At 62.8% G+C, this 24,559-nt stretch carries 29 protein-coding genes and 1 pseudogene; 13 read left to right on the forward strand and 17 right to left on the reverse strand.

Annotation, left to right across the window (positions count from 1 at the left end; translation table 11 throughout):
* Positions 1-93 precede the first annotated feature (93 nt).
* The gene (locus JQC81_RS14855; RefSeq protein WP_203272581.1) at positions 94-816 is read left to right on the forward strand and encodes a LuxR C-terminal-related transcriptional regulator; all 723 of its coding nucleotides are present in this window, start codon (positions 94-96) and stop codon (positions 814-816) included.
* A 155-nt stretch (positions 817-971) separates the two neighbouring features.
* Positions 972-1,358 carry a response regulator gene (locus JQC81_RS14860; RefSeq protein ID WP_203272582.1) on the forward strand — a complete coding sequence of 129 codons (387 nt, stop codon included), beginning with the start codon at positions 972-974 and terminating at the stop codon, positions 1,356-1,358.
* A 603-nt stretch (positions 1,359-1,961) separates the two neighbouring features.
* Here the strand turns inward: JQC81_RS14860 and JQC81_RS14865 are convergent.
* From JQC81_RS14865 to JQC81_RS33150, 6 genes are all read right to left on the reverse strand, one after another.
* Positions 1,962-2,699, reverse strand: a complete 738-nt coding sequence (locus JQC81_RS14865; protein ID WP_203272583.1) for an outer membrane protein — start codon at positions 2,697-2,699, stop codon at positions 1,962-1,964.
* Between the two features lie 264 nt (positions 2,700-2,963).
* A complete protein-coding gene (locus JQC81_RS14870) occupies positions 2,964-3,131 on the reverse strand; it encodes a WGR domain-containing protein (protein ID WP_203272584.1) in 168 nt (55 codons plus the stop codon).
* Between the two features lie 445 nt (positions 3,132-3,576).
* A complete protein-coding gene (locus JQC81_RS14875) occupies positions 3,577-3,801 on the reverse strand; it encodes a hypothetical protein (RefSeq protein WP_203272585.1) in 225 nt (74 codons plus the stop codon).
* 100 nt (positions 3,802-3,901) lie between these two features.
* Positions 3,902-4,258, reverse strand: a complete 357-nt coding sequence (locus tag JQC81_RS14880) for a lysozyme inhibitor LprI family protein (RefSeq protein ID WP_246520431.1) — start codon at positions 4,256-4,258, stop codon at positions 3,902-3,904.
* Positions 4,259-4,472: 214 nt separating this feature from the next.
* Positions 4,473-4,898, reverse strand: coding sequence for a L,D-transpeptidase (locus tag JQC81_RS33145; protein ID WP_312887521.1), 426 nt, complete (start codon positions 4,896-4,898; stop codon positions 4,473-4,475).
* A 3-nt stretch (positions 4,899-4,901) separates the two neighbouring features.
* Complete coding sequence (locus tag JQC81_RS33150; protein ID WP_246520432.1) at positions 4,902-5,045, reverse strand: hypothetical protein; 144 nt, start codon at positions 5,043-5,045, stop codon at positions 4,902-4,904.
* Positions 5,046-5,244: 199 nt separating this feature from the next.
* Between JQC81_RS33150 and JQC81_RS14890 the strand changes: the two genes are divergently transcribed.
* Positions 5,245-6,177, forward strand: coding sequence for an aldo/keto reductase (locus tag JQC81_RS14890; protein ID WP_376772408.1), 933 nt, complete (start codon positions 5,245-5,247; stop codon positions 6,175-6,177).
* Positions 6,178-6,242: 65 nt separating this feature from the next.
* The gene (locus tag JQC81_RS14895; RefSeq protein WP_281400284.1) at positions 6,243-6,881 is read left to right on the forward strand and encodes a DUF6064 family protein; all 639 of its coding nucleotides are present in this window, start codon (positions 6,243-6,245) and stop codon (positions 6,879-6,881) included.
* 445 nt (positions 6,882-7,326) lie between these two features.
* On the opposite strand, the gene JQC81_RS14900 is transcribed toward JQC81_RS14895, so the two are convergent.
* Positions 7,327-7,989 carry a PRC-barrel domain-containing protein gene (locus JQC81_RS14900; RefSeq protein ID WP_203272587.1) on the reverse strand — a complete coding sequence of 221 codons (663 nt, stop codon included), beginning with the start codon at positions 7,987-7,989 and terminating at the stop codon, positions 7,327-7,329.
* A 473-nt stretch (positions 7,990-8,462) separates the two neighbouring features.
* Positions 8,463-8,630, reverse strand: a complete 168-nt coding sequence (locus JQC81_RS14905; protein WP_203272588.1) for a hypothetical protein — start codon at positions 8,628-8,630, stop codon at positions 8,463-8,465.
* Between JQC81_RS14905 and JQC81_RS14910 the strand changes: the two genes are divergently transcribed.
* Complete coding sequence (locus JQC81_RS14910; RefSeq protein ID WP_203272589.1) at positions 8,622-9,536, forward strand: NAD-dependent epimerase/dehydratase family protein; 915 nt, start codon at positions 8,622-8,624, stop codon at positions 9,534-9,536. The genes JQC81_RS14905 and JQC81_RS14910 overlap by 9 nt on opposite strands.
* A 13-nt stretch (positions 9,537-9,549) precedes the next feature.
* On the opposite strand, the pseudogene JQC81_RS34130 reads toward JQC81_RS14910, so the two are convergent.
* Positions 9,550-9,651: pseudogene (locus JQC81_RS34130) on the reverse strand (hypothetical protein); the annotation flags it as partial.
* A gap of 450 nt (positions 9,652-10,101) precedes the next feature.
* On the opposite strand from JQC81_RS34130, the gene JQC81_RS14920 reads away from it, so the two are divergent.
* Genes JQC81_RS14920 through JQC81_RS14930 form a run of 3 tightly spaced genes read left to right on the forward strand, consistent with a single transcriptional unit; the run spans position 10,102 to position 11,493 of the window.
* Positions 10,102-10,287: a hypothetical protein gene (locus JQC81_RS14920; protein ID WP_203272590.1), complete on the forward strand. Its 186-nt coding sequence runs from the start codon at positions 10,102-10,104 to the stop codon at positions 10,285-10,287.
* A gap of 27 nt (positions 10,288-10,314) precedes the next feature.
* On the forward strand, positions 10,315-10,986 hold the full coding sequence (folE, locus tag JQC81_RS14925; RefSeq protein ID WP_210347173.1) for a GTP cyclohydrolase I: 672 nt from the start codon (positions 10,315-10,317) through the stop codon (positions 10,984-10,986).
* Positions 10,987-11,043: 57 nt separating this feature from the next.
* Entirely contained in the window at positions 11,044-11,493 is a 450-nt protein-coding gene (locus tag JQC81_RS14930; RefSeq protein WP_203272592.1) for a PACE efflux transporter, read from the forward strand.
* 77 nt (positions 11,494-11,570) lie between these two features.
* Here the strand turns inward: JQC81_RS14930 and JQC81_RS14935 are convergent, their stop codons facing one another.
* Together JQC81_RS14935 and JQC81_RS14940 are read right to left on the reverse strand one after the other, a co-directional pair.
* Positions 11,571-11,957: a 6-carboxytetrahydropterin synthase gene (locus JQC81_RS14935; protein WP_203272593.1), complete on the reverse strand. Its 387-nt coding sequence runs from the start codon at positions 11,955-11,957 to the stop codon at positions 11,571-11,573.
* A gap of 453 nt (positions 11,958-12,410) precedes the next feature.
* On the reverse strand, positions 12,411-13,580 hold the full coding sequence (locus JQC81_RS14940; RefSeq protein WP_203272594.1) for a sensor histidine kinase: 1,170 nt from the start codon (positions 13,578-13,580) through the stop codon (positions 12,411-12,413).
* A gap of 242 nt (positions 13,581-13,822) precedes the next feature.
* Here JQC81_RS14940 and JQC81_RS14945 point away from each other — a divergent pair, with 242 nt between their 5' ends.
* Positions 13,823-14,215: a response regulator gene (locus tag JQC81_RS14945; protein ID WP_203272615.1), complete on the forward strand. Its 393-nt coding sequence runs from the start codon at positions 13,823-13,825 to the stop codon at positions 14,213-14,215.
* A gap of 76 nt (positions 14,216-14,291) precedes the next feature.
* Here JQC81_RS14945 and JQC81_RS14950 read toward each other — a convergent pair whose 3' ends face one another.
* From JQC81_RS14950 to JQC81_RS34135, 6 genes are all read right to left on the reverse strand, one after another.
* The gene (locus JQC81_RS14950) at positions 14,292-16,262 is read right to left on the reverse strand and encodes a PAS domain-containing HWE histidine kinase family protein (protein WP_203272595.1); all 1,971 of its coding nucleotides are present in this window, start codon (positions 16,260-16,262) and stop codon (positions 14,292-14,294) included.
* Between the two features lie 645 nt (positions 16,263-16,907).
* Complete coding sequence (locus JQC81_RS14955) at positions 16,908-17,459, reverse strand: sigma-70 family RNA polymerase sigma factor (RefSeq protein ID WP_203272596.1); 552 nt, start codon at positions 17,457-17,459, stop codon at positions 16,908-16,910.
* Positions 17,456-17,674 (reverse strand): NepR family anti-sigma factor, encoded by a 219-nt coding sequence (locus tag JQC81_RS14960; protein ID WP_203272597.1) that lies wholly within the window; start codon positions 17,672-17,674, stop codon positions 17,456-17,458. The genes JQC81_RS14955 and JQC81_RS14960 overlap by 4 nt, the downstream gene beginning before the upstream one ends.
* Before the next feature lie 109 nt (positions 17,675-17,783).
* On the reverse strand, positions 17,784-18,716 hold the full coding sequence (locus JQC81_RS14965) for a YihY/virulence factor BrkB family protein (RefSeq protein WP_203272598.1): 933 nt from the start codon (positions 18,714-18,716) through the stop codon (positions 17,784-17,786).
* 240 nt (positions 18,717-18,956) lie between these two features.
* Complete coding sequence (locus tag JQC81_RS14970) at positions 18,957-20,948, reverse strand: PBP1A family penicillin-binding protein (protein WP_312887523.1); 1,992 nt, start codon at positions 20,946-20,948, stop codon at positions 18,957-18,959.
* A complete protein-coding gene (locus tag JQC81_RS34135) occupies positions 20,830-21,435 on the reverse strand; it encodes a hypothetical protein (RefSeq protein ID WP_312887522.1) in 606 nt (201 codons plus the stop codon). Before JQC81_RS34135 ends, JQC81_RS14970 begins: the two co-directional genes overlap by 119 nt.
* 347 nt (positions 21,436-21,782) lie before the next feature.
* Between JQC81_RS34135 and JQC81_RS14975 the strand changes: the two genes are divergently transcribed.
* The 4 genes from JQC81_RS14975 to JQC81_RS14990 all read left to right on the forward strand — a co-directional run bounded on the left by JQC81_RS14975 (position 21,783) and on the right by JQC81_RS14990 (position 24,521).
* Positions 21,783-22,190 carry a DUF1236 domain-containing protein gene (locus JQC81_RS14975; RefSeq protein WP_203272599.1) on the forward strand — a complete coding sequence of 136 codons (408 nt, stop codon included), beginning with the start codon at positions 21,783-21,785 and terminating at the stop codon, positions 22,188-22,190.
* Positions 22,191-22,366: 176 nt separating this feature from the next.
* Positions 22,367-22,708, forward strand: coding sequence for a hypothetical protein (locus JQC81_RS14980; RefSeq protein ID WP_203272600.1), 342 nt, complete (start codon positions 22,367-22,369; stop codon positions 22,706-22,708).
* 578 nt (positions 22,709-23,286) lie between these two features.
* Positions 23,287-23,526 carry a hypothetical protein gene (locus tag JQC81_RS14985; protein WP_203272601.1) on the forward strand — a complete coding sequence of 80 codons (240 nt, stop codon included), beginning with the start codon at positions 23,287-23,289 and terminating at the stop codon, positions 23,524-23,526.
* A 374-nt stretch (positions 23,527-23,900) separates the two neighbouring features.
* Entirely contained in the window at positions 23,901-24,521 is a 621-nt protein-coding gene (locus JQC81_RS14990) for a class I SAM-dependent methyltransferase (protein ID WP_203272602.1), read from the forward strand.
* The last annotated feature ends 38 nt before the right edge of the window (positions 24,522-24,559 follow it).

The raw sequence follows: 24,559 nt of genomic DNA on the forward strand, positions 1-24,559 counted from the left end.
TCTCTGGCCCGACGGATCTGCCTGCTCACGGCAGGTGGAACGGGAATGCTTTGACGCCGAGGCGGTCTGACAAGAGCAAGGGGTACCCGGAAGATGGACCACGATCTCGCCGACAGGGCACAGCCCTCGACTCTGGCCCAGCGCGCTCAACCTTCTATAGCAACCTACCTGATCTGCCAGAACACGCTGCTTCGCACAGGTGTCAGCCGCATTCTCGACGGGACGCGGTTCACGGTGGCAGACGACAAGTCTAGCGGGCACGAGGTGCCGGATCTCGTCATCCTCTGCGATAGCCTTTCACACGAGGGCTCCGTTGAGACGATCCGACAGCTGAAGGCGCAGTATCCTGGTGCTCGCGTGGTCGCACTGGGCGACAACCTCGATCCTTGGACAGTTCGGGAATTATGCGCTGCTGGGCTCGATGGTCTGTGCCCATCCGGAATGTCCCCACCTGCCATGTGCAAGGCACTGGAATTGGTGATGCTGGGTGAGAGATTCTTGCCGATCTCGGTTAGCCTCGCCCTTCTCAACCAGCCGTCTGCCCCGCAGCCGCCGACAATGGGCCCGGCGAATGACCCTGCAGCACTAGCCGGTAAGTTCTCGGATCGCGAAGCTCAGATCCTGAAATGTCTCACAACGGGAGCCTCGAACAAGCTCATCGCACGGGAGCTTGGTCTGGCTGAGGCCACGGTTAAGGTGCACATCAAGGCGATCCTGCGCAAGGCCAAAGCTGCCAATCGCACCCAGGCGGCTATGTGGGCATCCCAGCATTTTGGACTGGCCGCTCACTCTCCAGCGGTGGAACTCGCCAGATAAGAGAGGCTTCAGTGCACCCTGGCAGATCATGCGCACCTCTGTCGCTGGAACCTGGGTCGCTCGTTACTGCCAAGGTTCCTTCTTTGTTCTTGACATCATCTGAGCAGGTTTGCATCATTTCCTAAAACCACACAGCAGGTTACTGGGGGCAGGGCATGACACAAGCGCAGAAGTGCCGGGTTCTCATTGTTGAGGACGAGGCGGCAATCTCGATCCTGATGGAGGACATGCTGTCCAATCTCGGCATTGAGATTGTCGGACCTGCCTCACGGCTCGATCCAGCCCTGCAACTCGCCCGTGAGGCGGACCTCGACGCCGCGATCGTGGACATCAACATTGGTGGCGTTCAGTCTTATCCGGTTGCCGATGTGCTGTGCAGCAGAGGGATCCCGGTGATCTTCGCCACAGGCTATGGCTCGTCGGTTTTGCCCGAGCGCTTCAAATCCTGCCCAATCTTGCAGAAGCCGTTCGACCAGCATCGGTTCAGCGAGATCCTGCACACTGCCTTGGACGAGAGTCCGTGCGAGATCGCGGTCGTCTAAACGCTTTCCGCTCTCGCCTTATAACGATGTAAGCGAGCTTCGCCTTTACGCACTTAAGCTGAGTGGAGCAAGCTGTTGAGGAGCCTGACGAGGGTATCAGGATCAACCGGCTTGCCGATGAACAAAGCCCCTTCCGGCAAACTCCTTCTGACTGGGAGCAACCCGCCCCGACACGATCAGAATGCCGATGTCCCGCGGATCCGCCCGCACCCTTCGTGCCAGTTCGAAGCCGTTGATGCTGCCCCTGGGCATCTCCAGTCGGTGACAACGGCCTGAATGTCGGGAGCAGATTGCAGAACCTGCAAGGCATCGCCCGTGCTTGCTGTAGCAAGGTTCTTTGCTGAGGTTCATCGGAACAAGTGATCTTCAAAGGGCATAAGTGAAAGCTGAGGGAAGATCTCCCGCCCTTACGAAGAAAGGTTCTATGCGTAAAGTGTATCTGATCCTTTTGCTAAGCCTTCTGCTCTTCTAGTCCTGGATCATGAAGTTGCTGTGGTGGCACTTCGTGTAAGCTCGCCAGGCGGGCGCCTGCCTATTTTGTGCCTCAAACGAAAAAGGCCCGGGGTTTCCCCGGGCCTTTTCTGTCTCTGTGAAAGAGAGATCTTAGTAGGTGCCGAACTTGTAGCTCAGGCCCACGCGAACCGTGTGGAACTCGATTTCGTTGTCGCCGAGATCAACATCGTTGAACACGTTGCTACCACCATCAAAGCTGGTGTAACGGTACTCGAGGCGGGTGGTCAGGTTGTTGGTGAACGCATATTCCACACCAGCGCCAAGCGTCCAGCCGGTCAGCGTGTCGTCATCGTCACCGACGATGCCGAAGCCGTCCGAGAGGCCCGCGAAGGCAAAACCACCGGTCGCGTAGATCAACGCGCGATCAAACGCGAAACCGGCGCGAGCGCGGATCGAGCCCTGCCAGTCGAGAGCGTTGCCAGCAAAGCCGTAGTTCGTGAACACGACGCCATCGCGGGTGATCACAACGTCTTCATCATCGTCATCGCCGAAGACGCCTTCGATGTCGCCTTCGACGCCGACCACGAACGAGCCGAGCTGAACGTTGTAGCCAGCGTGGACGCCTGCGAGGAAGCCATCACCTTCGTCGCCGAAGTCGCCGCTCTCCACGACGAAGCCGCCCGGAAGCACGATGTCGTTGTCGTTGGCATTCCAGCCATAGCCGACCTGACCACCGACGTAGAAGCCGGTCCAGGTGAAGACCGGAACAGGAGCGAACACCGGAGCCGGAGGAGCAGCGCGCAGCGGCAGGTCGGCAGCAGAAGCGGCGGAGATGCCGATGGTGACGAGGGCCGTGGCGGCCAGCAGGCCGAGAAGACGGGTTTTCATGAAGACGAATCCTTTGGAGGAGGAGATCTTAAGGCAGATTATGGAGAGGCGGGGAAGAATGGCTATGACAAAGATGCAACACCACTCCGGTTTAGGCCCCGCTTGATGGGACCCAAGCCGCGATTATGCTTACCGCAGTGTTAACAATTCATGCATTTGACACGGTGCGTAGCGCGTGCCCTACTGGTTCTGTTCTTCGGACGGCTCCGAAGGCGAGGAGAAACTGACCCTGCCCCGCAACGGGCAGGGTCTTTTACGTCTGCATTACAAATCCTGATATCCGCGTCGCCGCTTTGCCTGAGCGATAGCTTCAAGAGTCAGGCCTGCCTCGAGCTCGTCGGCGAAAACCTCGGCCGGCTCTTGGCCGTTGGTGCCGATCCCTCCCCAATTGCGCGCCCGGCGCACGATCCCCAACGGAACCCGCTCGATCATCGTTAAGTGTTGGTACTCTGACCTTCGATTGACCCGCAGTATCAGGTGCCCATACTGAGCGTGATGAGCCGCCTGATCCGCTATATCCGCAACTCGCTTGCCCGTTTCTCCAGGGGCCGACCTCAAGACGGTCTTACGGCCATTGAATACGAGGCTGTGTGTCTGATCTCGTACGAAGGTAGAGCGGCTTACGCCCGGGCCCGGCAGCAGGCCTTCTATTGCCGCGCGAGGGGAAGCGAGCAGGGTTTCCGATTTTGGTCTGAGGTGGCGGCTGAGGTTGATTGGCGGGCAGGTGCGAGCGCGAAAAAGGACAACCACGGTCAAGATAAAGCGTGACTTCTAGATGGAAGAAGGGGCTACTTCTACTATCGGTAAAGGAGGATAACGGGCGCTGAAAAAAGGACGGCGAACCCTGATCCTAATGGAACGGGAACTATCGGAAATTTTAGTCCAGCCCCACGGTCTTGGGCGTGCTGGCCTCGACCTCCAGAACCGTCGGCTCCTCGGCCTCAAGCTCCTTCAGAGCCAGCTCTCGCCAGTAGCGGAGCTCGGCCGTGTCCTTGCCAACCTGCTCCTCGGCTATGATCGCGTCCCAGCCAGGTCCCTGCTCATCGGCGAGTTGCCGGGCTCGTGCCGTGATCTCCTCTTTCGTAAACCGCGGCGTGGTCATCGAGGGGCTCCCTATCAAACGGAGAAGGGGCTCATGCAGCCCGAGTGTGACGGGACGGTGATGAGCACGATCCTGCTGGGGCGTCCCCCAATAGCTGCAGTCAGAAGGGACTACGCTTCGCTAGAGCGTCGAAGCCGCCTCTCAGCTGCTGAACGCGCTCCTGATATACCTTGCCTAAGCAGGCTCGGTCGGCCCCGCAGGCTGCTCGCCGCTCGAGCCAGGCGGCCTGCTCATCCTCCATGTCACCGCGGGCGCCCATGCCAAGCAAGGGCTTGAGCTGGGTGTAGAGGACAGCCATCTCGACGTCCGCATCGTTCAGCTGGTGATCAGCGCAGATGGCTTTCTCGTCCGCCGCTTCAGCCTTGGAGCAGTCGAAACTGGCAGCCGCGGCGGGCTGCCATGCTGAAATCAGCAATAACGCAGCGAAAGACATGAGGCGCAGAGCGGTCCTGATCATGAGATCATCCTTGAGAGCCTGACTGCTGAGCAAACCCCTCCAGTCGATCGAGGCTCCCGGTCATAGGGGTTTGTTGTGAAGCAGGGTTAACAACCGGTGAGGGCTTTGCGTCTTGCGCGAGACGATCCTGAGCCGGAGCGCGCTGGACAGGCATCTGCCGATCTGGGGAGTGACCCCTCTCGGTATCGCCGCCGGTGACAGCGGACGAGCCATCTTACGGAGGTCTGCTGATTTCCGATCGGGAGCGACGCACGCTACCGCCGGCCATGATCCCGACGGACAGCGGGTCGAAGCTGGTCAGGCGGCTGTAGTCACCTCCCGCGCCAGACCCACCCGCCATTCCGGTGCCAATCGGATCCATCCCGGTGATCTCGACCCGCGTGTTCTCGGCTCCCTCCACCCTGACGAGATCAAACAGGAGGCTCGCGTGCCTGGGCGCCAGCCGCACGCAGCCATACGAGGCCGGGCTCCCGAGGTGGGTCGTGGCACGGCTGCCGTGAATGGCATGGCCCGCCTCGGTGAAGAAGATCGAGTGCGGCATGGGTGCGTTGTCCCATTCCCGTGAGTCGTGCACCCTGGCCAGCCGTGACGGCGTGAAGGTGCCGGTCGGCGTCGAGTAGTCGGCCGTGCCCGTCGACACGGGTCAGGAGTAGCGCTGTTCTCCATTGACAGACACGGTCATGCGCTGGGCGGTCTTGTCGACCACGATCGACACTTCAGCCACTGCAGGACCAGCAAGGACGATGCCGCCGAGCAGTGCAAACAAGGGTGAGATGGCTCTGTGCATCGATCAGCCTCCGGCGTTGTTCAGGTCCGGGTTAGGACACTGCACAGGGATGACGGTCAAGAACGGCTAAGGTTCCGATATCGAGCAGACTGTGATGAGCCTGTCGAGATAATGTGTTCAAACCTAATGCACGGCTGCGGCGCCCAGGGCACACAAGGGTGACTGGTCAGGCAGCCGGGAGAGACCGGGAGTACTTTCGATGGAGCCATCACACCCCCTCAGCCGCCGCGGTCTCCTCCGTGCCTTGGCGGCAACCAGTGCTACTGCCATGATGTGGCCCCTGACCGGGGTTGCACAGCCGGGTCCGGTTCTCACGCGAGCCATTCCTTCGACTGGGGAGGCGTTGCCCCTGGTCGGACTCGGCACCTGGATCACGTTCAATGTCGGGCGCGACGCCGAAGCACGGGACAGCTGCGCCGAGATTATGCGGGCATTCTTCGCGGCCGGCGGGCGCCTGATCGACTCCTCGCCCATGTACGGCTCATCGCAGGAGGTGGTCGGCTATGGCCTACAGAAGCTCGGTCCTTCGCCCCGCCTGTTCTCGGCCGACAAGGTCTGGACTTCGTCTGGTTCAGCCGGTCCAAGCCAGATCGAGGCGTCACGCCGCCACTGGAGGGTTCCTCGCTTCGACCTGCTGCAGGTCCACAATCTCCTGTCCTGGGAGACCCACCTCAGGACGCTCCTCGCCATGAAGGCGGTCGGCGAGGTGCGCTATGTTGGGATCACCACCTCGGAAGGACGCCGGCACCGCGAGTTCGAGAGCATCATGCGTCAGCATCCGCTCGACTTCATTCAGGTGACCTACAACATCCTCGATCGTGAGGTCGAAGAGCGCATTCTGCCCCTGGCGGCCGAGCGCGGCATCGGGGTGATCGTCAACCGGCCATTCCAGCAGGGTGCCCTGCTTGACCGCCTGGAACGCCACCCGCTCCCGCCTTGGGCGGCCGAGATCGATGCGAGAAGCTGGGCGCAGTTCATCCTGAAGTTCATCGTCTCACACCCGGCCGTGACCTGCGCCATCCCGGCGACGACCCGGGTGGATCATGTGAGCGAGAACATGGCAGCGGCCAGCGGGCGCCTGCCGGATGCCGCGCTGCGGGCCCGCATGATCGCTTATGTCGAGGCTCTCTGATGGCGGACTGGCTGTCCTACACGCCATCGGATTTCCTGCTGTTTTCGGCCCGTACCTATTAACGTCTGTTCGAGCTCTACAACCGGGCAATCTGGCCGGCGCAGATCCTGGCGCTGCTGCTCGGCCTTGTCATCCTGTGGCGGCTGCATCGTGCTGGTGGCTTGCAAGGCTCAGTGGTCACCGTGATCCTTGCGGCCGGCTGGCTTTGGACGGCTTGGGCTTACCTTGTGGAGCATTACGACACGATCAACTGGGCGGCGCGCTACTTCGCCATCGGCTTTGTTACCGAGGCACTGCTGCTCATCTGGGCAGGCGTCATTCGCAGCCGGCTCTCGATTCAGCCGTATAAAGATTGGATCGGCCGGACCGGAGTAGGGCTGTTTGTGTTTGCGCTAGTGGTGCAGCCGCTGATTGGCTCGCTTGTCGGTCGCGACTGGAAGCAGGCCGAGATCTTTGGCATCGCACCGGATCCCACTGTGCTTGCCACGCTTGGCATCCTGCTGACCGTGGACGAGCAGCCTCGGTTGGGGCTCATGGTCATTCCGCTGATCTGGTGCGCGCTCAGCGGAGCGACCCTGTGGACCATGGGCTCACCGGATGCCTGGATCATGCCTGTGGCCGGCCTTGGTGCCCTTGGGCTGTCCGTCTATCGGGTGTTGTCCGCGCGAGGGCAGGGCAGGATTGGGAAACCTGAAGCGAGGTGAAACGACTTCCTACCCCTTGCGCCGTATTGCGGCCGAGGCGCTCGTCCGTGCACCGGGCGATCGAAGGCGGACCCGGAGGCATTTGGAACCAGTAGCGAACGATGTCCGCAGGGCGCTCGCTCTCGAGTGATGCGCTATCCGTCGCCGCAACTCCACAGGATGGTAGGTGGACCTTGACTATGAATCGGCATCGAAGCTTTGCCCCCTCCCAAGGAAAGCGCAACGCCTGGATTTAGCGACACAAAATGGAAATCTGACGGGTCACGATCGGCGCCGATAATGACCCTATCGACGCTACGAATTCACCAGCCACGTCATGCGCGTAACGTCAGTCGGCTCAAGGGTCCGTATTCGATGCTGATTCACACTCTCAGTTTCTGCGGCTCGCCTGAAGAGGGATCAACGGTGCGGCCCGCAGGATCTCGCACCGTCTCTCGCTCCCGCCTTACTGCCGCGGTGCCGTCGGCGGTGTGTTGCCAGGAGGGCTGGCGGACTGCGGCGGTGGATTGGTGTTGCCGGCAGCCCCTGGCCGGTTTGGTTCATTCTCGCTGTAGCGGAACGCAGGGGCGTCCTGCAGGTCGGCCTTGGTCATCTTCACCATGGCCCGGTCCGGCCCGCCGTCATCGGCACCTGCGCCGGCCGTGGTGGCGGTGCCCGCCGTGCCGGTGCTGCCCGTCGTGGTCGGCTGGCCTGCTGGAGGCGCGCCGCCCGGGCTCGCTGGAGTAGCTACACCGCCGGCGGTGTTGGTTCCATAGCCACCGGCACCGGCGGCCTGGGCTTGGTTGTCGGCCATCCACTGCACCTGGCCATAGGGAATGGCGATGTCCTTCTCGCCAAGGCCAAGGAACCCGCCGACGACGCCGACGATGGCCTGGATCTTGCCGTCCTTGCCGACCAGCACCTCATCGACATCGCCGATCTTCTGGTTGTCGGCGCCGTACACATCGACGCCCATCAATTGCGAGCCGCGCATCAGGTCCGGCGTCATCTGGGTGATGATCTGCCCGGAGCCGGCGGGCTGCGTCGGGGCCGGGCTCGTCTGCGCCAAGGCCGATCCGGCCATCAGGGCCGTAGCCGCCAAGCCGGCGGCCAGTTGCAGTCTCAACATGATACCCTCCTTCGAGGTGCATTGCGCCCGGATGGGAGCGCTTGCCAGGACAACGAGGAGGGGCCGTGATGGGTTCTGCGATCCGGCTCCTGCCCGTCTCGCCTGGGGTAGGCCGCACCTTGGCCCCAAACTACAAGGTGACAGGCGGCATGGGAAACTCTGTGGGACTGCAACGGGCATGCCCACATGGCGCGTGCCATGCAGCCCTGTTCAGCCTGATCGCGCCAGCGTAAGCGCTCTCCTTTGGCAGCCTTAAAGCTCTTGGATGAGCCTTCGGCTGCGCAGGCGAAGATCCTGAGCCCTCTTGACCGAGTGCCGTCGCCTACCAAGAAGATTGTAATCGGGCCTGCAGCAGCGGGGACGTCGGCCTTCGATTCGCGGGAGGACAGCGATGACGCCAGACCTTTGCAATGCGTTCCGGCGGAACTTCGACGGATCTTGGACCTGCACCAGACCACGCGTGCTCACGCTAGCTAGGCGGCGGACAGACCGTCACCATCGAGGTCGACCAGACGATCCGGCCCGAGGAACTCCTCGGCGGCTATGACCTTGCCGCCTACCTGGAGCAGACCTGCGCCCACGGTGACACTGCCGAGTGAGGGATCCCGTTGGGCTGTCGCAAGGAGGGCTTCATGCCGCATCCTCTCGTCCTGATCACCGGATCCAGCGGCTTTCTGGGGCAGGCCATAGCCGCGCGCTTGGTCCGGCACTACCGGGTGGTCGGGCTCGACACCGTCCAACCGAAGAAGCCCTTGGAGGGCGTCGAGACGGTTCTGGTCGACCTGACCTCCGATGACAGCGTGCACGATGCCTTAGGTGAGATCCGCCGCCGGTTCGGCGCGCGCCTCGCTTCGGTGATCCATCTGGCGGCCTACTATGATCTCTCGGGCGAGCCTGATGCCAAGTACCAGAGCGTGACAGTCGAGGGCACCCGTCGCCTTCTGCAGGCGCTGCAGAAAGGATTCGAGCGCGTCGAGCAGTTCGTCTTCGCCAGCACGATGCTTGTTCACGCTCCCACACAGCCGGGCCGGCCGATCACCGAGGACTGGCCCCTCGAACCCAAATGGGCCTACCCGCAGTCGAAGGTCGAGACCGAACAGCTCGTCCTGGCCGAGCACGGCCTAATCCCGGTCGTGATCCTGCGGCCGGCCGGGGTCTATGACGAGCGCTGCCGCTCGGCCTTCCTTGCCCAGCAGATCGCCCGCATCTACGAGCGTCAGCCCACGGGCTACCTATTCGCCGGTAATCCTGAGCATGGCCAGCCGTCGCTGCACCTCGACGATCTGGTCGACGCGGTCGAGCGCGTGGTGAACCGGCGAAGCGATCTGCCGGGCGAGGTCACCTTTCTCCTCGGGGAGACCGAGACGCCCAGCTATAGGGCCCTGCAGCGGCGCATCGGCGAGCTCGTGCATGGCGAACCTTGGCCCGTGGTGGCGTTGCCCAAGCCCCTGGTCGAGGCCGGCGCCTGGATGCAGGAGGAGGTGCTGGCGCACGACCCCTTCTCCAGGACGATGTCAGCGTGTTGGCGATCTCGGGCAGGGAGGTGATGCCGCCGAGAAACAGCATGCCCACGAAAGCCTGCCCCCAGCCTGTCTTGCGGGAGATGTTATCCAGATAGTGAGTCAGACGCGTGCCGGCGCCCCAGACGAGCACGGCTGCCACGAGGAAGATCCCGATGTTGACCCAGACGGGATAGTCTTGTGCATTGGACAGAGGCAATCGGTACCACTTCCGTTCGGAGCTCCAAACCAGGACGAACCTTTAATGTCCCCTCCCACTGACAGTTCCGAAAAGAGCGCCTGATTTCGGCCAACATGTCAGTGAACCCGACAGGCTGAGTGTAAGGGGGAAAGAATTCTCCAACAAAGGGCAATGTCCACAACTGGCACCTCTCGGAAGTAGACCCAAAGTCTGCTCTCGCGAGGAACACCGGACGTTCTTGGAGGTCAGGGGATCGGCAGAGGATAACCCTGAGCGGACCATTCCGTGGCTCTACATTCCACAATTCCCCATTACGCGCAATTTGACGCACGTTCTGCCGGATCATCTTCCCATGGCAGCATGAGACTGGTAGAGCAAATGATTAGAATAAATTCATCTTTGGGGGCATAGATGAAAGCCTATGACGATACTGACAAGGCAAGACATGACCAGGCGAAGCAACGAAGCCTGGAAGCTATCGACGCCCGGCTGGCGCGTCATGAAAAGGTAACCCAAATCACCCTAATACTGGTCCTGATCCTAGCCGGGCTGACGCTCGCCCTTCTGGCCAATCACCTCTTCGGCCATTCAAACTAACCACAGAACAAATCCGCAGGGGCCATGATGAACTTCCATTCGCGTGATCTGAACCTCGCTCGCCTGTGCAACGAAGCTCTCGACCAGCCGCTGACTGAGGCTGAGCGTGAGGCGATGACCGCGGCGGCTGCCCGGAAGATTGAGGAACTGTTCGATATCCTGCGCATCGATCACCAGAACGACCACAACACGCGCGAGACGCCTCAGCGCGTCGCCAAGATGTATGTTGAGGAACTCCTGGAAGGCCGGTTCACCGCCCCGCCCAGGATCACCGAGTTCGACAACGCTCAGGCCTACGATCAGTTGATCATCACCGGGCCAATTGAGCTGCGCTCCATCTGCGCCCACCACCTGATGCCAATCTACGGCCAGGCTTACATCGGCATCCTGCCGGCGGCCGATGGCAAGATCATCGGCCTGTCCAAGTACGATCGCATTGTGGAGTATTTTGCCTCCCGGTTTCAGATCCAGGAGGAACTGGTCAAGCAGATCGGGCAGTACATCATGGACATGACCGCTCCCCGTGGGCTGGCCGTGCGCATCAGCGCCGTGCACATGTGCAAGACCCAGCGCGGGGTCCGCGCCAGCCACCGCAGCCGCATGGTCAACACCTACTACTGGGGCGAGTTGGCCAGCGACACCGCGCTCAAGAGCGAGTTCGTGCAGGAATGCGCGACCCTCGACCGGGCAGGGCCATAAGAGGTCCATCATACCCAAGCGGCTCAGTCCGCCCTTCTCCCTTGAGGCTTCTTGATCATGCGTTCAACTGGGGATCGCATCCGTCACGCCATCAGCTTCGAACTCGGCGGCCTTGCCCTGATCTCGCCGCTCGGCGCGTGGGCCTTCGGCATGCCAGTGGCTGATGTGGGCGTGGTGGGTGTAGCCTGTGCGATCATCGCGACGGTTTGGACCTACATCTACAATCTGGCCTTTGATGCAGCGCTGCAGCGCCTGAGGGGCGGAACGCACAAGAGCCTTCCGCTGCGCATCCTGCATGCTGTTGTGTTCGAACTGGCGCTGCTGGCCCTGCTGATGCCCGTCATCGCGTGGTACCTTGAGGTAGGCCTCGTGCACGCCCTTGTCATGGATGTTGCCTTTGCCGGGGCCTACATGGTCTACGCCCTTGTGTTCAACTGGGCCTACGACCGTGCCTTTCCTCTCCCGGAGTGGCAGGGAGAAACCCAGCCACACCAAGCGGCGCTCTGAGCCGCTGTTCCGGATGAACCGCTTTCCTGCCTGAGGTGGCGCTGTGGCGGTCATGCCATCCTGAAGCGCCCAACGGGCTAGGCTGCCAAACCCATGCGGGCCTCGGCCTCACCGCGATAGATGCAGCCTTCCTGGGAGCCGGACATGCCGCGCTTGAGCTCCACTTCCTCGAGGCCGGGGAAGCGTTCCTTCACCAGCTTCCAGACATATTTGGTGACGTTCTCCAGCGAGGCGACGCCGATGGCGGGGTTGAGGTCGAGATTGCCGTGATCGAGGCCCGACCCATGCTCGCCCTTGATCTCCTTGATGTAGTTCTCGACGTCGTAGAGATTGACCGGCCAGCCATAGACCTCGTCGACGGGCCCGCCGAAGGTGAGCTTGACGATGAAGGTATGTCCATGCAGCCCGGAATAGGGAGCCACCGAGTGAGCGGCATCGAACGTGAACTCGCAATAGGTCTTCATCTCTCTTGCCCCAGGAACCTGTTTTTGTTTTGACCGGCTTGGAAGGATGTTCCCGTCGACCCAACCACGGTGAGGAATCTGCACTTTAACTGCCAAAGTTTCCTACCATGCCCTGATCCATCAGCCAAAGTAAGGGAAACCCCTGATCCGCTCGCCGCATTCCATCAATGGCCCTACCCGAAGTTCTTGTCGTAAGCCATTGACGGATATAGCCCGCAACAGCCTCTATCCTCGGAAGGTCTCAAAATGGCACTCCTGAGATGTAAGCGTTTGGTCCGCTTCGGCGTTCGCAAGCCGACGTTGTTTCAGTCGCCGGAATGCGAATTTCTGACCCGTTCCGGACTTTCCGCATCGAGATGCCAATCCGGAAATTCACGGCAGCGTAAATGACGCTGTGGTATGGCAAACAGGTGTTCAGCTAGCACCTGAGTACGTGAGTGTAGGGGAGTGCGATCATAGCGGCAGAGGGAACCTGACACTGGTGCGGGTGCCCTTCTCAATCGGCTCCCTCTCCACCTGACCATCGAGCTGGTTGGTGAAGGCGTCGATGAGCTGAAGGCCGAGCCCGCCCTTGCGCGGCGGTCCCATGCCGCGCCCGTTGTCTTCGACCACAAGGCAGGCCTCGCCGAGTTCGGACTGTGTCGTGAAGCTGACCCGGATGATGCCACCGTCCTCGTCGAAAGCGTACTTCAGGGAGTTGGTGACCAGCTCGTTGACGATCAGCCCGGCTGCCACGGCCCGGTCCAGAGGAAGCAGCGCTCCGCGCTCGGCCTCAACCTCGATGCTCACGGTCTCCCGCTGCGGGTCGATGTTGGCACATAGGGCCCGCAGGTAATCGCCGAATTCCACGTTGCTGATGCCCATGTCGAACGAGAGCTGATCCTGAGCCAGGGCAATCGCATGCACCCGGTCCATAACACTCACGAAACGGTCCCGGTCCTCCTGTGTCGAAGCGTGCCGCCGTTGCAGGGCCAGAAACGAGATGATGGTCTGAAGGTTGTTCTTCACGCGGTGCTGGAACTCGCGCAGGACCACGTCGGCAAAGGACTTCTCCCGTCCATGAGCAGCCGCAGCCTCGGCCGCCTTGGTCTCAGTCTCCAACCGCAGCAGGGCAACGCCTAGAATATTGGCCATGGTGGACAGGAAGGTCACGTCGCCTTCGTCAAAGGAGCGTGGTTCCTCCGCATCGACTTCGAGCACACCCCAGGTGCGGCCGTCGATCCGCACCGGCACGTTCAGGATCGAGACGATGCCATGGTCGCGCAGGCTCGGGTGCATGCGGAACTCAGGGTCATTCGGCAGGTCCTCGACGATCACCGGAGCAGCCGTCTGCATCGTCCGGCCTGGAGGTGAGGCATTGTCGAGGGCAAAGCTCGTCTGGCCCACCACGCCAGGTTTCCAGCCCACCCCTGCCACCATCAGCAGGTCACCGTGATCCGGACGGTAGCACAGCACTTTCACGTGCTTGATGTGGGTGACACGGGAGACCTGGGCCGTGACGTAGTGCAACAGCCTCTCTCGCGGCAGAACCTCAGACGCCACACGGCCGAAGGCGGCGAGCGCCCGCTGGTACTCGTGCATGCGCTTCAGTTCAAGGCTTGGGCCGTCGCTCCTCTTGGGCATCATGCCTCCTGCTCAGATGCCCGTCGGGGCTGTCTTACTGCAAGGCTGGAAAAGCTCGGTGGTTGGGTCTGGTTCCGTCAGGGACGCGCAAGTGGTCTCTCAGCAGGCGGTCAATGGGTCCCCACCACATTAAACTTGCTTCTCGTCAAGAGGTGACCTTAGCCAAGGTCTGCCTAGATGACCGGCATTGTTTCACGTCTTGGCATTAGGAACAAAGGCTGTTGATCTCTCTTTCGTCGGGTATGCCTAAATCTAAATCTGATCACCGACCCCGTATTCTCGTTGTCGAGGACGAGGCACTCGTCCGGATGACGCTCGTTGACGTGCTGGAGGATGCCGGCTTCAAGGTGATCGAAGCAGTTCATGCCGACGAGGCCCTGCGAGTCCTGAAGGCTGTCTGGGACATCCAAGCCATGGTCACGGACGTGGAGATGCCGCGCGGCAGCATCAACGGGTTCGAGCTGGCCCGCCAGGTTCGCGCCAGCCGCCGGGACATTGGGGTGCTGATCGCCTCTGGGCGCGCCGCACCGAAGCCGGGTGACCTGCCGGAGGGAGCCTTGTTCATCGGCAAGCCCGTCCATCCTGAGACACTCGTACGTCTGATTGGGACACTGCTCACCGTTGACGGGGGTTGAAGGAAAGGGATCTGTTCCCTCGCGTGGGTATGGGAAAGCAGCAATAATCCACATCACGCGCTTCGGAAGGGAAGGGTCAAAGCATCGATGTGGGGAGCGGAGCCTCGACCGAGCAGATCAGGCCTGTCGGAGCGTACTCAATCCCAACCTCGCCATTCAGGTCATGAGCCAGGCTGCGCTCGATCAGGCGCGACCCGAACCCTTTCCTTGTGGGACGGGTGACCCTCGGGCCGCCAGTCTCCTGCCAGCGCAGAAGCAGAAGAGGCGGGCTCTTCGTGTGATCCACCATCCAGCTCAGGTGAACCTCCCCGGCTGCGTTTGAGAGCGCTCCGTACTTGACCGCATTCGTGGCTAGCTCATGAACGGCCATTGAAAGCGCGAGAGCCATCCTCGGTACGAGGTGGACCCGGCCTCCTTGGACGCGGATCCGCCCCTCCCGCCCGTTGCCGTAGGGTTCGATGACATCACCAACAATCTCGTGCAGCAGAGCGCCTTCCCAGCTCTCCCGGGTGAGCACGTTGTGAGCGCGGGAGAGCGCGAACAGGCGGCTCTCCAGTGCCTCACGGACCTCCAAGGGTGTCTCAGACCCGCGCAGCGTCTGTGTTGCGATGGATTGTACCGTCGCCAGCGTGTTCTTCACCCGGTGGTTCAGCTCGTTGATGAGCAGCCGCTGGTGCTCCTCGGCTTTCTTGCGCTCGCTGATGTCCTGGATCACGCTGATGCCGTAGAGCGGCTCCCCGGAGGGATCATCGACCCGAGAGGCCGCGACTTCCACCCACACCTCATGGCCATCCTTGTGGATGTAGCGCTTCTCGACCGTGTACGTGTCTGACTTCGCCAACATCAGGTGCGAGAACCGCTCCAGGTCCACCTCGCGGTCATCCAGATGGGTCAGGTCCCAAAAGGTTCGTCCGAGGAGCTCCTCCCGGCTGTATCCGGTGATGGTGCACAGGCGCTCGTTGACGCGCAGGAAGCGCCCGCTTCGGTCGACTTCACCAATGCCGGCGAACACGTGCTCGTAGGTGGCGCGCAGCCGCTGCTCGTTCTGCCGCAGGGCCGCTTCCCTGTCCCGCAGGTCCTTTTCGATGCGGGCGCGCTCGACGGCATCCCATGTACGATGGGCGACGCGCTCGACGAGCATGATCTCGGTAGCCGTCCAATGACGAGGCCTCGCCTCGTGCACATAGAGGATGGCCCGAAACCGCCCCTCCTTGATGAGGGGTGCCACGATCAGGGAGCGACAGCCAATGCTTGCCCATGTTGCTGCGTGATCTTGGCCAACTCGCGGATCAGCCAAGCAGTCCTCAACGATGAGCGTGCGCCCGGCCCTCAGCTCCGCGATCACGGCGGGGCCGAATGCGTCGAGAATGCGAGCCTCACCGGCGAGGCTCGCCACGGATGCGTCCCGCGTCCAGTCCTGCTCGACCGCCACGACCTGCTCCGTCGCATTGATCTCGCCGTATCCAGTGCGGTCTGCGTTGATGTGGCTGCCGAGCGCCCGTGCTGCCGCCAGGGCGATGGCACACGGCTCAGACAGGGTGGCAAGCCGCTCGCTCAGCTCGACATGAAATCTGGCTCTGTGATCCGCCTGCACCTTCTCCGTAGTCTCGGTGCAGGCGCAGAACATCCCAGCAATGGCGCCGCTGTCATCGCGGACAGGCGAGTAGGAAGAGGTGTACCACGTGTCCTCCGGAAAGCCGTGACGCTCCATGACGAGATGCAGGTTCTCGTGGAACGTGGCCTCTCCGGCCATGGCCCTGATGACAAGCGGCTCGATGTGGTCCCAAATCTCCGGCCAGACCTCCTGGAAGGGACGGCCCAGGGCATGCGGGTGCTTTGAGCCCAGGATTGACGCGTACTCATCGTTGTAAAGGAGCGCGAGCTCCGGTCCCCAGGCGACGAACATCGGGAACTTGGAGGTCAGTATCAGGCTCACCACCGTGCGGAGCGCTTGTGGCCACGTTTCAAGGGAGCCGAGGGGAGTGGTCGACCAGTCCCGACTGCGCAACAGAGCGCCCTTCTCTCCGTCATCAAGGAAGCTGTGCACCGGCTGTTCCAGCCTAGGGGCGCCTGGACCTGTAGGTGTCCTGCTTAACGGCGATGAGTGCTTCAGTTTGGCGCGTGAAGTTCACGATGCAGGACTTTCGGTCGGAATGCTCGCGGAGGAGATAGAGGTGGAAGCCCCTGTTTCAATCGAAGCAGCGGAGGAATGGCCGGTGCAGCATCCGCTAGCCGCCTGACTGGCTGGCGAGTTGCGGAACATGATACCGAGGTGATCCTGCCCTACCGCGGCCTGACTTCGGTCCCGTTTCGATGCGGACCACTGATGGTGCATAAGGAAACGCCCCGGTGAGAAGCATAACGAGGTCTTCAGCCGGGGCGTCTGTGGCGTGTAGGGGGGCGATGCCACACCAGCCAAACTAGGTTGTCCCGACCGAACCGCAACTGAGCAAACGGGGTGAGCCTTTATTCCTGATCGCGAACTCCGCATCGGGAGTTGCTGCGGTGAGGAGAACGCCCTAACCGAGGGGTCCCTGCGTGACCTCCGGCTTAGGGCGCCAATGGCCCTGGCTGAGAGAATCGGGTTGGAGCCTCAACCAGGGCCGATGCGGCTCAAGGGAACTGAAACCGCATGGCCAGAGCTTGGTCGTTCAACCGTGGCTATTTTATGGATTGGCACCCGGCTGCTCACCTAAGCCTTAGATGTACCTTGTAGGGCGGCTCTGATCGTCGGATCCGGCGCGAACTCCTCGCCTTGCTTGACGGCAAGCACCTGGGCGAGCCTGATCCGCGCCCGGTTGACCCGGCTCTTGATCGTGCCCACCGCCACTCCGCATACCTCCGCCGCTTCCTCATAAGACAAGCCTTCGGCTCCTACCAGAAGCAGAGCCTCCCGCTGGTCGACGGGGATATGCGCCAGAGCCTTGCGGAAGTCCGCGAAGTCGAGCCTGGCGCCCTGCTCAGGCGGAGCCGAGAGACGGGCCGCGTAGGATCCATCCGCATCCTCGATCTCACGCCTTCTCTTGCGGTACTCGGAATGAAAGAGGTTGCGCAGGATCGTGAACAGCCAAGCGTTGAGGTTCGTGCCTACCTCGAAGCGATGGATGTTGGACACAGCCCGCACCAGCGTGTCCTGAACGAGATCGTCAGCACGGTCGGGGTGGCCCGTGAGCGACATCGCAAAAGCGCGTAGGCTCGGAACCGACGCCAGGATTTCATCACGCAGCGCCAGATCCAGGGTCAATGAAATGTCCTCCAGGCGAGGCTCTGATCCAGCAGGGCCAAGAGCCTCGCCGGAACCGGTTCGCACAGGACATTGTCATAGTATTCGCGCAACTCACGCCCGATCCAATCCAACTCGACAGGCCCGAGCTTGCCAGGAACAGGGGCGGGCCCACAGCTTTCCGGCATTTCTATCTCCAGGAAGGTAACGCCATTGGGTGTCTGATCCTCGTCCATGGGAGCCTCGCCGCCAATGCCCAGCCGTGCGGGCGAACGTGTCGACTTGCGAGATGTTCCAAGCGGCTCGCCTTCTGCAATGGGCTTCTCACCTTCGCCCTTCCACGGCTTAGATCTTCGTGTCAGCGACAGCGGCGCCACGCTCGCCCAGGCGCCGGACCGGTCCGGTGGTTGTGTCCCGGGAGGTTTGCCGCTCCAACTCGGCGTTCAATTCGGCGCCAAGCAGCACGGCAAAGGCGCTCAGATACGACCACGTCAGCAGCATCATGATGGTCCCGAGCAGCCCGAGCGTCTGGTTGTACGAGGGAAAGTGCGAGACGTAGAAGGAGAACCCGGTGGAGCACACCAGCCACAAGGCTGTCCCAACCGCCGCGCCGGGGCTGACCCAGCGCCACTTGGCAGCCCGCCGGCAGGGAGCAAAGCGGTAGAGCATCCCAAGGGCGGTGATGCACAGCAGGGCAAGGGCCGGCCAGCGGGCGAAGGAGGCCACGGTTCGCACCGCTGGATCCAGCGGCAGTCGCTCCAAAACCAGAGGGAGCAGTGTGAGAAGGGCAAAGGCCAACACCATGAACACGCCGGCAGCGAGGGCAACGATCAGCGCATCGCGAGCTCGCCTGAAGAAGGGTCTGGCTTCCTCCTCCCGGTAGGCGATGTTGAGGGCAGCGATTAGGCCGGAAGCCCCGGACCACGCGCCCCAGAGCGCCGCGAGCACGGCGCCACCGAGGCCGGCCCCGAGTTGGGTTCGGGAGGTCTGGGCAACCGCTTGCATCTGATCGGCCAGGAACGTGGTCGCACTACCAGGTACGAGACCGCTCAGCATCTCAATGGGGCGATGCACTGCCTCCGGGCTGGCCAGCAGTCCGAAAAGGGAAACAGAAGCGGATGCGCCTGGGATGGCGGCGAAGATGGCACAGAAGGCAACACCAGCCGATCTGAGCCACATGCCGTCGCGGCCGAGGGAATGCGCCAGTCTGGCGAGAACATCAAACCAGCCGCGGTCAGGAATATCCCCGGGACGCTCGGCATCGCACGTAGAATCCATCCAAGCTCCTGGGCCGACACATTCCTCTTTTGGCATCTGCGTGCGGTTGAAGTCGTCCATGCAGACGAGAGCCTCATGGTGCGGCAGAACAGGACGCCAGCGAGGGACCAGTCCTCTCCGGCAGAGGAGGTCAGGACACGCAATCCATCCTGATCGGAGCGGTAGCGAGCCAACTCCTGAGGCTGCCAACAGTTCGCTCGGAGAGTGGCGTACCAACTAGCCAAGGAGCACGTCTGGCCTTCATCGCCCGCGCCGCCATACTCCGAGACGGGCGGAGCGCGCCTGGTCCTCGGCCGCCTGTAGCTCCTCTGACGCATCTGGCGTTGCTCGGCCTCCGCCGGCGGCCAGGATGATGGCCGAGAGGTTGTAGTTCCCGATCCGGCAGCGCTGGAGGCCGGGAGTGTCGCTTGGGGCGCAGATCACCTCCCGCCGACGCAGGAAACGGGCGAGCTGCCGGGCCAGGGTGCCGCGCTCGCCCTGAATGCCTTCCAGGCGAACCATCGTGCCGCGGATCACGAGAGTTCCGGTGTCCATCACCTCCGGAGCCCCGCGCAGGACGGCGCCCTCCGGGGCAGGGGGAGCAGCCCCCTCCGGATCTGCGCGTGCCACTTGCGCAGTCGGAGCTTGCTGCTTGTCCTTGGCGAGCAGAGGTGCGGCGCGAGTCAGAAAGTCATGCCAGATCTGCGCGGGCAGGTCGCCGCCCACCACCTTGTTCATCGGCGCGTTGTCGTCGTTGCCGACCCAGACCCCGACGATCAGGTCGGGCGTGAAGCCGACGAACCAGGCATCCCGGTATTCCTGCGTGGTGCCCGTCTTGCCGCCCGCCAGCACATTCGGCAGCCGCGCCGCCTTGCCCGTGCCGTCCCGCACCACCGCCTGCAAGAGGTCGAGCATCGCCGCCCGGCTCGCACCCAAGCCCTCGGCGCGGGGTGCTGCGCCCGGGCGGGTAAACAGGGCCTGCTGGGTTGAGCCCTGGATCGAGCGGACCGTGTACGGCTCAAGGGCCAGGTTGCCAGTGGCCACAGCCGCATAGGCGCGGGTCATCTCCAGCAGGGTCACCTCGGCCGACCCGAGTGCCAGGCTCGGCACCGCCGGCAACTCGGACTGGACGCCCAGGCGCTTCGCCGTCTCGATCACTGCCGGGATGCCGACCTCGTCGGCGAGTTGGGCCGCAACCGTGTTGATCGATTGTGCGAAGGCGTTGCGCAGGCTCACGGGACCGCGGAAGCGGCCGTTGGCGTTCTGCGGCTCCCAGTCACCGATCTGCGTCGGGCGGTCGACGACCATGGACTGCGGATCGTAGCCCTTCTGTATCGCGGCGAGATAGACGAACAGCTTGAACAGCGACCCCGCCTGACGTCGTGCCTGCGTGGCACGGTTGAACTGGCTCGCCTCGTAGTCCCGGCCGCCAACGAGGGCACGGATCGCGCCGTCGGGTGAGAGCGCGACCAGGGCTGCCTGCGAGACGTTCTTCTGCCGTCCCTCGGCGTCGAGCCGGCGCTCGATGACGCCCTCGGCGAGCCGCTGGAGCTCCAGGTCGAGCGTGGTGCGCAGCGTCAGGTCGCCCGAGGCGCCGCCAAGCAGGCGGCGCACGTCAGCGGCTGCCGTGTCGACGAAGTAGTTGGTGCCGGGCGGCGTCTCGGGTGGTACCCGCAGGTTCACGGGCTCGGCACGGGCCGCCTCCGCCTGATCCGCCGTGATCGCCCCGGTGTCCACCATGGCCTGGAGGACGGTGTCGGCCCGTTCCTTGGCCCCTCCGAGGTTGCGGGTGGGGGCAAGCTGAGACGGTGCCCGGACGAGGCCGGCGAGCATGGCGGCTTCAGCCAGGGACAGTTCCTTCGTCGGCTTGGCGAAGTAGCGCCGAGCGGCTGCATCGACCCCGTAGGCGCCGGAGCCGAAATAGGCCGTGTTCAGGTAGCGCAGCAGGATCTCTTCCTTGCTGAGCTGGCTCTCCAGCCAGAGGGCGATGACGGCCTCCTGAATCTTGCGCCGCAGGTTCTGGTCCGGCGACAGGAACATGAGGCGCGCCAACTGCTGCGTGACGGTGCTGCCGCCCTCACGGGTGCCGCCCGCCTGCCAGTTGCGCCAGGCTGCCCGCAGGATGCCCAATGGATCAACGCCAAGATGGCTGTAGAAGCGACGATCCTCGATGGCCACGATGGCCTGGGCGAGGTGGGTCGGCACGTCGGCGGCCGTGACCTTGGTGCCCTTGAACACCCCCCCGGGTCGCAAACGTCTCACCGCCATCCGCCTCGACAATCAAGGCGCTCGGGGTGGGATCGACCTGTAAGCCGCCGTCCAGGGGCAGGGTCGCGATGCTGTAGCCGACAATCAGGACCAGCAGGGCGGCGACGCTGCCGGCGACGATCAGGGCGTGCCACAGCCGGATGCGTGACAGGGTGCGGCGCGCTCCGGTGCCGGCACGCTTCGCGCTCCGGATGATCGGCTCGCGCAACGGCCCAAGGGCTGCCGCCGTGCGGCTTGCCGCGGCCCGAGCCAAGCGGGCGCTCGTCCCGGCGATGAGGCGGGTCCGTGCCGCAACCAACCCGGCGAAGCGCCTGCCTTCCGACACGACCTTCCGACTGGCCGGGGCCACGCGTGAGGCCAGCCGTTCGAAGCGGGATGGGGCTGGGGGCGGAACGGGCTCGGCCAACGACAGGATGTCCCTCTGCGGCTTGGGTCCGGAAGGCTCATCCGAAGTTGGGCTGGGTGCGGTCACGATCCTCGGCTTTCCACTGCTACGCCTTAACAACCCGGAGCCGCGATTCGCGTTGCGCTGGGCCAGGCGCCTTGTGCCGAAGACAAGCGTGGCAGATCAAGGGCCTCCGCTGCCGCAGCGCTGGCTTAGTGCGGGACTTCCAGTCTCGGTGTAGACAATCGAAGTTCCTTGGGCCAAGCGTACGCTTGAGTATCCGCTTTTAAGATATATTCCGTTCATGTTGCATTCACCTTGGTTAACAAGACTTTAGATTGATGTATGGAATAGTTTTATTTGAAACGACTTCGGATGAAACGCGTTTGATCTACAACGGGCAGCAAGCCCGCGATAGATCCAGGAGTTTATCCATGTCGATGAAGATCCTTCTCGCCGGTGCCGTCCTTGCTTCGCTCGCCCCGGCGGCCGCCTTTGCCCAGTCCGGCGGCGCCGCGGCCGGTGCTACGACTGGTGCTGTTGGCGGCGCTATTGTTGGCGGTCCAGTGGGTGCGGCCGTCGGTGGCGTGACGGGCGCCATCGTGGGCGGCCTTGCCGATCAGCAGCAACCGCAGTTCCGTCAGTACGTGACCACGCAGAAGGTGCCGTCCTACACCTATCGTGAGGAGGTTCGCGTCGGCGCGGTCCTGCCTGAATCCGGTGTGACCTATTACGAGGTGCCGGCAGAGTACAAGGTGAAGGGCTACCGCTATACGGTCGTGAACAACACCCCCGTGCTCGTCGAGCCGAGCAGCCGCAAGGTCGTGCAGGTCATCCGCTAAGGAGCGCCTGTTCCCGGGATAAGGGTGGGCGGCCCGTTTGGGTCGCCCATTCCGGTTCTGTAGGAGAGTGGGTCGGGCGAATCCTTGTCCGTTCGGTTGGGGTTCGGCGAGGACCCGATAATGCAACCTTCCATACGAGCCCACGTTCGCTCCCAGAGAGCGTCAGGAGTTATGTCATGAGGGTACTTGGTTGGACTGCCGCGATGAGCCTGATCCTTGTGGGATGGGCGGGCGGCGCCTCGGCCGATCCTTGGAAGGACGAGAGCGGCCACGGTCGCTGGCGTGGCGGCTATGAGCGCGGCTACGACGGCCCACGCCGAGGATATAACTTTGAGCGTCCCCGTCGCGAGCGTCGTGCGTTCAAGGAGGAGTACGACGACGGCCGCTGCAAGGTCGAGCGCAAATGGGAGCGCAACGGCGAGTACAAGGAAGAGCGCAAATGCCGTGGCGGCGGACGGGCTCCGCGTGGGGCGTCATACGGGTACCAGCCCTATCCGTCCTACGGCTACCGGTACTGACCACGGGTCGTAGTTCGCTGAGATACCTTTCCGGTTTATCAACGCGCGGTGTGCGAGAGCAAGCCGCGCGTTGACAAGGAAGAACCACGATGAGGCCCGCGTCAGTCGACACTTGGAGCGTAGCCATCGCGGCCGTGTCCGGGGGCATCCTGGTGGCCACGGCCTACCACGTTCTGCATGACCACTCGTAACTTCCCTTCGCGGACGTTCTTCCGCATTTCATCCCGCAGTTGATCGCCGGTTGTGTAGGTGGTGCCCTGGTCTTCGGAGGAACCGCGATAGCTTACCGGAAAGGCAGGCTCAAGGATTGGACGGGCAACCCTGGAAGTCAGTCCGGGCGCCAAGGGTGAACCGGGCCTTCAGAGCATGACTTGCATCAGGATCGCATAGCTCACACCGACAGTGCCAAGGCGAAGGCCAGGACAGAGGCGGCCTGGTGCTCGAACCGGTCGAGTTCGGCTTGGCTGTCTTCGACACGGACACGACGCTCAAGATCAGGAACCCTCATTCAGCCACCCGCAGGTTGGATCGATACGCGGCATACAAACGTCGCAGTAATCCGTAGGATCCAGCCTGCCATGTCGAGAACGAACCCGAGGCAGGGCTGGTCCCCGATCAGCGCCGCGCCGCGTGACGGCACGCCCGTGATCCTTTGGATGACCGAGGACAAGACGCCGCCGGAGATCCCTGAACCGGTGGGGTTCTGGACTGTCAACTCAAAGGTCGGCATCGGGTATTGGCGCCTTTTCAGCGACCCGCCCCGCTTTTGTTCGGACAGACAGATCCGCGGTTGGCGGCCGCTCCTTCGCGAGCATTGATCCGCCCGTCTGAGGGTGTGCGGAACACACTGCCGGAAATAAACACGCCTGCTCGATCCTCTGCTTCTATTCCTCGCGCAGCCAGGTCGCGGACGTCGAGGTGATTGTCCGGCTCCGCACCTCAGAGGGAATGACGGCTGGAGCCTGCGCGGATTAAGCAGGCCTCATGCTCAGGCCGTGGGGCGGAACTGAGCTTCTATGCTTGATGGGCTCAAAGAGTGTGTGGTTTGTCGCCCGGTACGACCGCAGACCCGTCTGCTCCGCGGAGTGAACCTGCCGCACAACGTGCGCTGGCTCACGGCGTGTAGCGATTAAGCAGGTTATCCCTCAGCAGGGCGTCATTCTTGCAAGCCTCAACCCGGGAGGGTTCCGTCATGGGGTTCTATGCACGTCACATCGGTCCGCGCTTCGTCAGCTGTCTCTGCTCGATGGAGGCTATTGCCAACGAGCGCCAGAAAGTCGTGCCGCAGGCTTCCGGCGTGGTGCTGGAGATCGGCATTGGGCCGGGATTGAACCTGCCGCTGTACGATCCGCACCGCGTCACCCGTGTGATCGGCGTCGATCCGGGATCGGACTTCCTGAAGCTCGGTCGGGAACGTCGCGGCCACTCGCCGGTTCCCCTGGAAGTCATTCCGGCGCCGGCGGAGGCCCTGCCGCTCGCGGACAACAGCATCGACACGGCGGTGATCACCTATACTCTGTGCTCGGTGGACGATCCGGCTCAGGCGCTGCGCGAGGTGCGCCGTGTGCTGAAGCCGAATGGTCGTGTGCTGTTCCTGGAGCATGGTCTGTCCAGTGATGCGGGCGTCGCCACCTGGCAGCACCGCCTCAACCCGATCTGGCGCAGGCTCGCCGTGGGGTGCAATCTGACCCGTCCGGTCCAGAAGCTCCTCGACGAGGCCGGCTTCATGATCCGCAGCATCGAGCACTACTACCTTGATGGTGCGCCACGGCCGGTCGGCTTCCTGTGCCAGGGTGTTGCCGAGGCAGCATAGGCGCAATGCGGCCGATCTCGAACATCGATGGAGAGATC

Origin of the sequence: Microvirga arabica (assembly GCF_016811235.1) — a bacterium.
GTDB classification, from domain to species: Bacteria; Pseudomonadota; Alphaproteobacteria; order Rhizobiales; family Beijerinckiaceae; genus Microvirga; species Microvirga arabica.

Excerpts from the sequence above, each read along its gene's own strand:
- JQC81_RS14965 (WP_203272598.1), bottom strand. The coding sequence starts at position 18,716 with ATGGATTCTACGTGCGATGCCGAGCGTCCCGGGGATATTCCTGACCGC.
- JQC81_RS14865 (WP_203272583.1), bottom strand. The coding sequence starts at position 2,699 with ATGAAAACCCGTCTTCTCGGCCTGCTGGCCGCCACGGCCCTCGTCACC.
- JQC81_RS14860 (WP_203272582.1), top strand. The coding sequence starts at position 972 with ATGACACAAGCGCAGAAGTGCCGGGTTCTCATTGTTGAGGACGAGGCG.
- folE (WP_210347173.1), top strand. The coding sequence starts at position 10,315 with ATGAACTTCCATTCGCGTGATCTGAACCTCGCTCGCCTGTGCAACGAA.
- JQC81_RS14875 (WP_203272585.1), bottom strand. The coding sequence starts at position 3,801 with ATGACCACGCCGCGGTTTACGAAAGAGGAGATCACGGCACGAGCCCGG.
- JQC81_RS14960 (WP_203272597.1), bottom strand. The coding sequence starts at position 17,674 with ATGGACGAGGATCAGACACCCAATGGCGTTACCTTCCTGGAGATAGAA.
- JQC81_RS14940 (WP_203272594.1), bottom strand. The coding sequence starts at position 13,580 with ATGCCCAAGAGGAGCGACGGCCCAAGCCTTGAACTGAAGCGCATGCAC.
- JQC81_RS14900 (WP_203272587.1), bottom strand. The coding sequence starts at position 7,989 with ATGTTGAGACTGCAACTGGCCGCCGGCTTGGCGGCTACGGCCCTGATG.
- JQC81_RS14855 (WP_203272581.1), top strand. The coding sequence starts at position 94 with ATGGACCACGATCTCGCCGACAGGGCACAGCCCTCGACTCTGGCCCAG.
- JQC81_RS14910 (WP_203272589.1), top strand. The coding sequence starts at position 8,622 with ATGCCGCATCCTCTCGTCCTGATCACCGGATCCAGCGGCTTTCTGGGG.
- JQC81_RS14975 (WP_203272599.1), top strand. The coding sequence starts at position 21,783 with ATGTCGATGAAGATCCTTCTCGCCGGTGCCGTCCTTGCTTCGCTCGCC.
- JQC81_RS14930 (WP_203272592.1), top strand. The coding sequence starts at position 11,044 with ATGCGTTCAACTGGGGATCGCATCCGTCACGCCATCAGCTTCGAACTC.
- JQC81_RS14890 (WP_376772408.1), top strand. The coding sequence starts at position 5,245 with ATGGAGCCATCACACCCCCTCAGCCGCCGCGGTCTCCTCCGTGCCTTG.
- JQC81_RS14870 (WP_203272584.1), bottom strand. The coding sequence starts at position 3,131 with ATGATCGAGCGGGTTCCGTTGGGGATCGTGCGCCGGGCGCGCAATTGG.
- JQC81_RS14985 (WP_203272601.1), top strand. The coding sequence starts at position 23,287 with ATGTCGAGAACGAACCCGAGGCAGGGCTGGTCCCCGATCAGCGCCGCG.
- JQC81_RS14980 (WP_203272600.1), top strand. The coding sequence starts at position 22,367 with ATGAGGGTACTTGGTTGGACTGCCGCGATGAGCCTGATCCTTGTGGGA.
- JQC81_RS14905 (WP_203272588.1), bottom strand. The coding sequence starts at position 8,630 with ATGCGGCATGAAGCCCTCCTTGCGACAGCCCAACGGGATCCCTCACTC.
- JQC81_RS33150 (WP_246520432.1), bottom strand. The coding sequence starts at position 5,045 with ATGCACAGAGCCATCTCACCCTTGTTTGCACTGCTCGGCGGCATCGTC.
- JQC81_RS14945 (WP_203272615.1), top strand. The coding sequence starts at position 13,823 with ATGCCTAAATCTAAATCTGATCACCGACCCCGTATTCTCGTTGTCGAG.
- JQC81_RS14990 (WP_203272602.1), top strand. The coding sequence starts at position 23,901 with ATGGGGTTCTATGCACGTCACATCGGTCCGCGCTTCGTCAGCTGTCTC.
- JQC81_RS14880 (WP_246520431.1), bottom strand. The coding sequence starts at position 4,258 with ATGATCAGGACCGCTCTGCGCCTCATGTCTTTCGCTGCGTTATTGCTG.
- JQC81_RS14935 (WP_203272593.1), bottom strand. The coding sequence starts at position 11,957 with ATGAAGACCTATTGCGAGTTCACGTTCGATGCCGCTCACTCGGTGGCT.
- JQC81_RS14920 (WP_203272590.1), top strand. The coding sequence starts at position 10,102 with ATGAAAGCCTATGACGATACTGACAAGGCAAGACATGACCAGGCGAAG.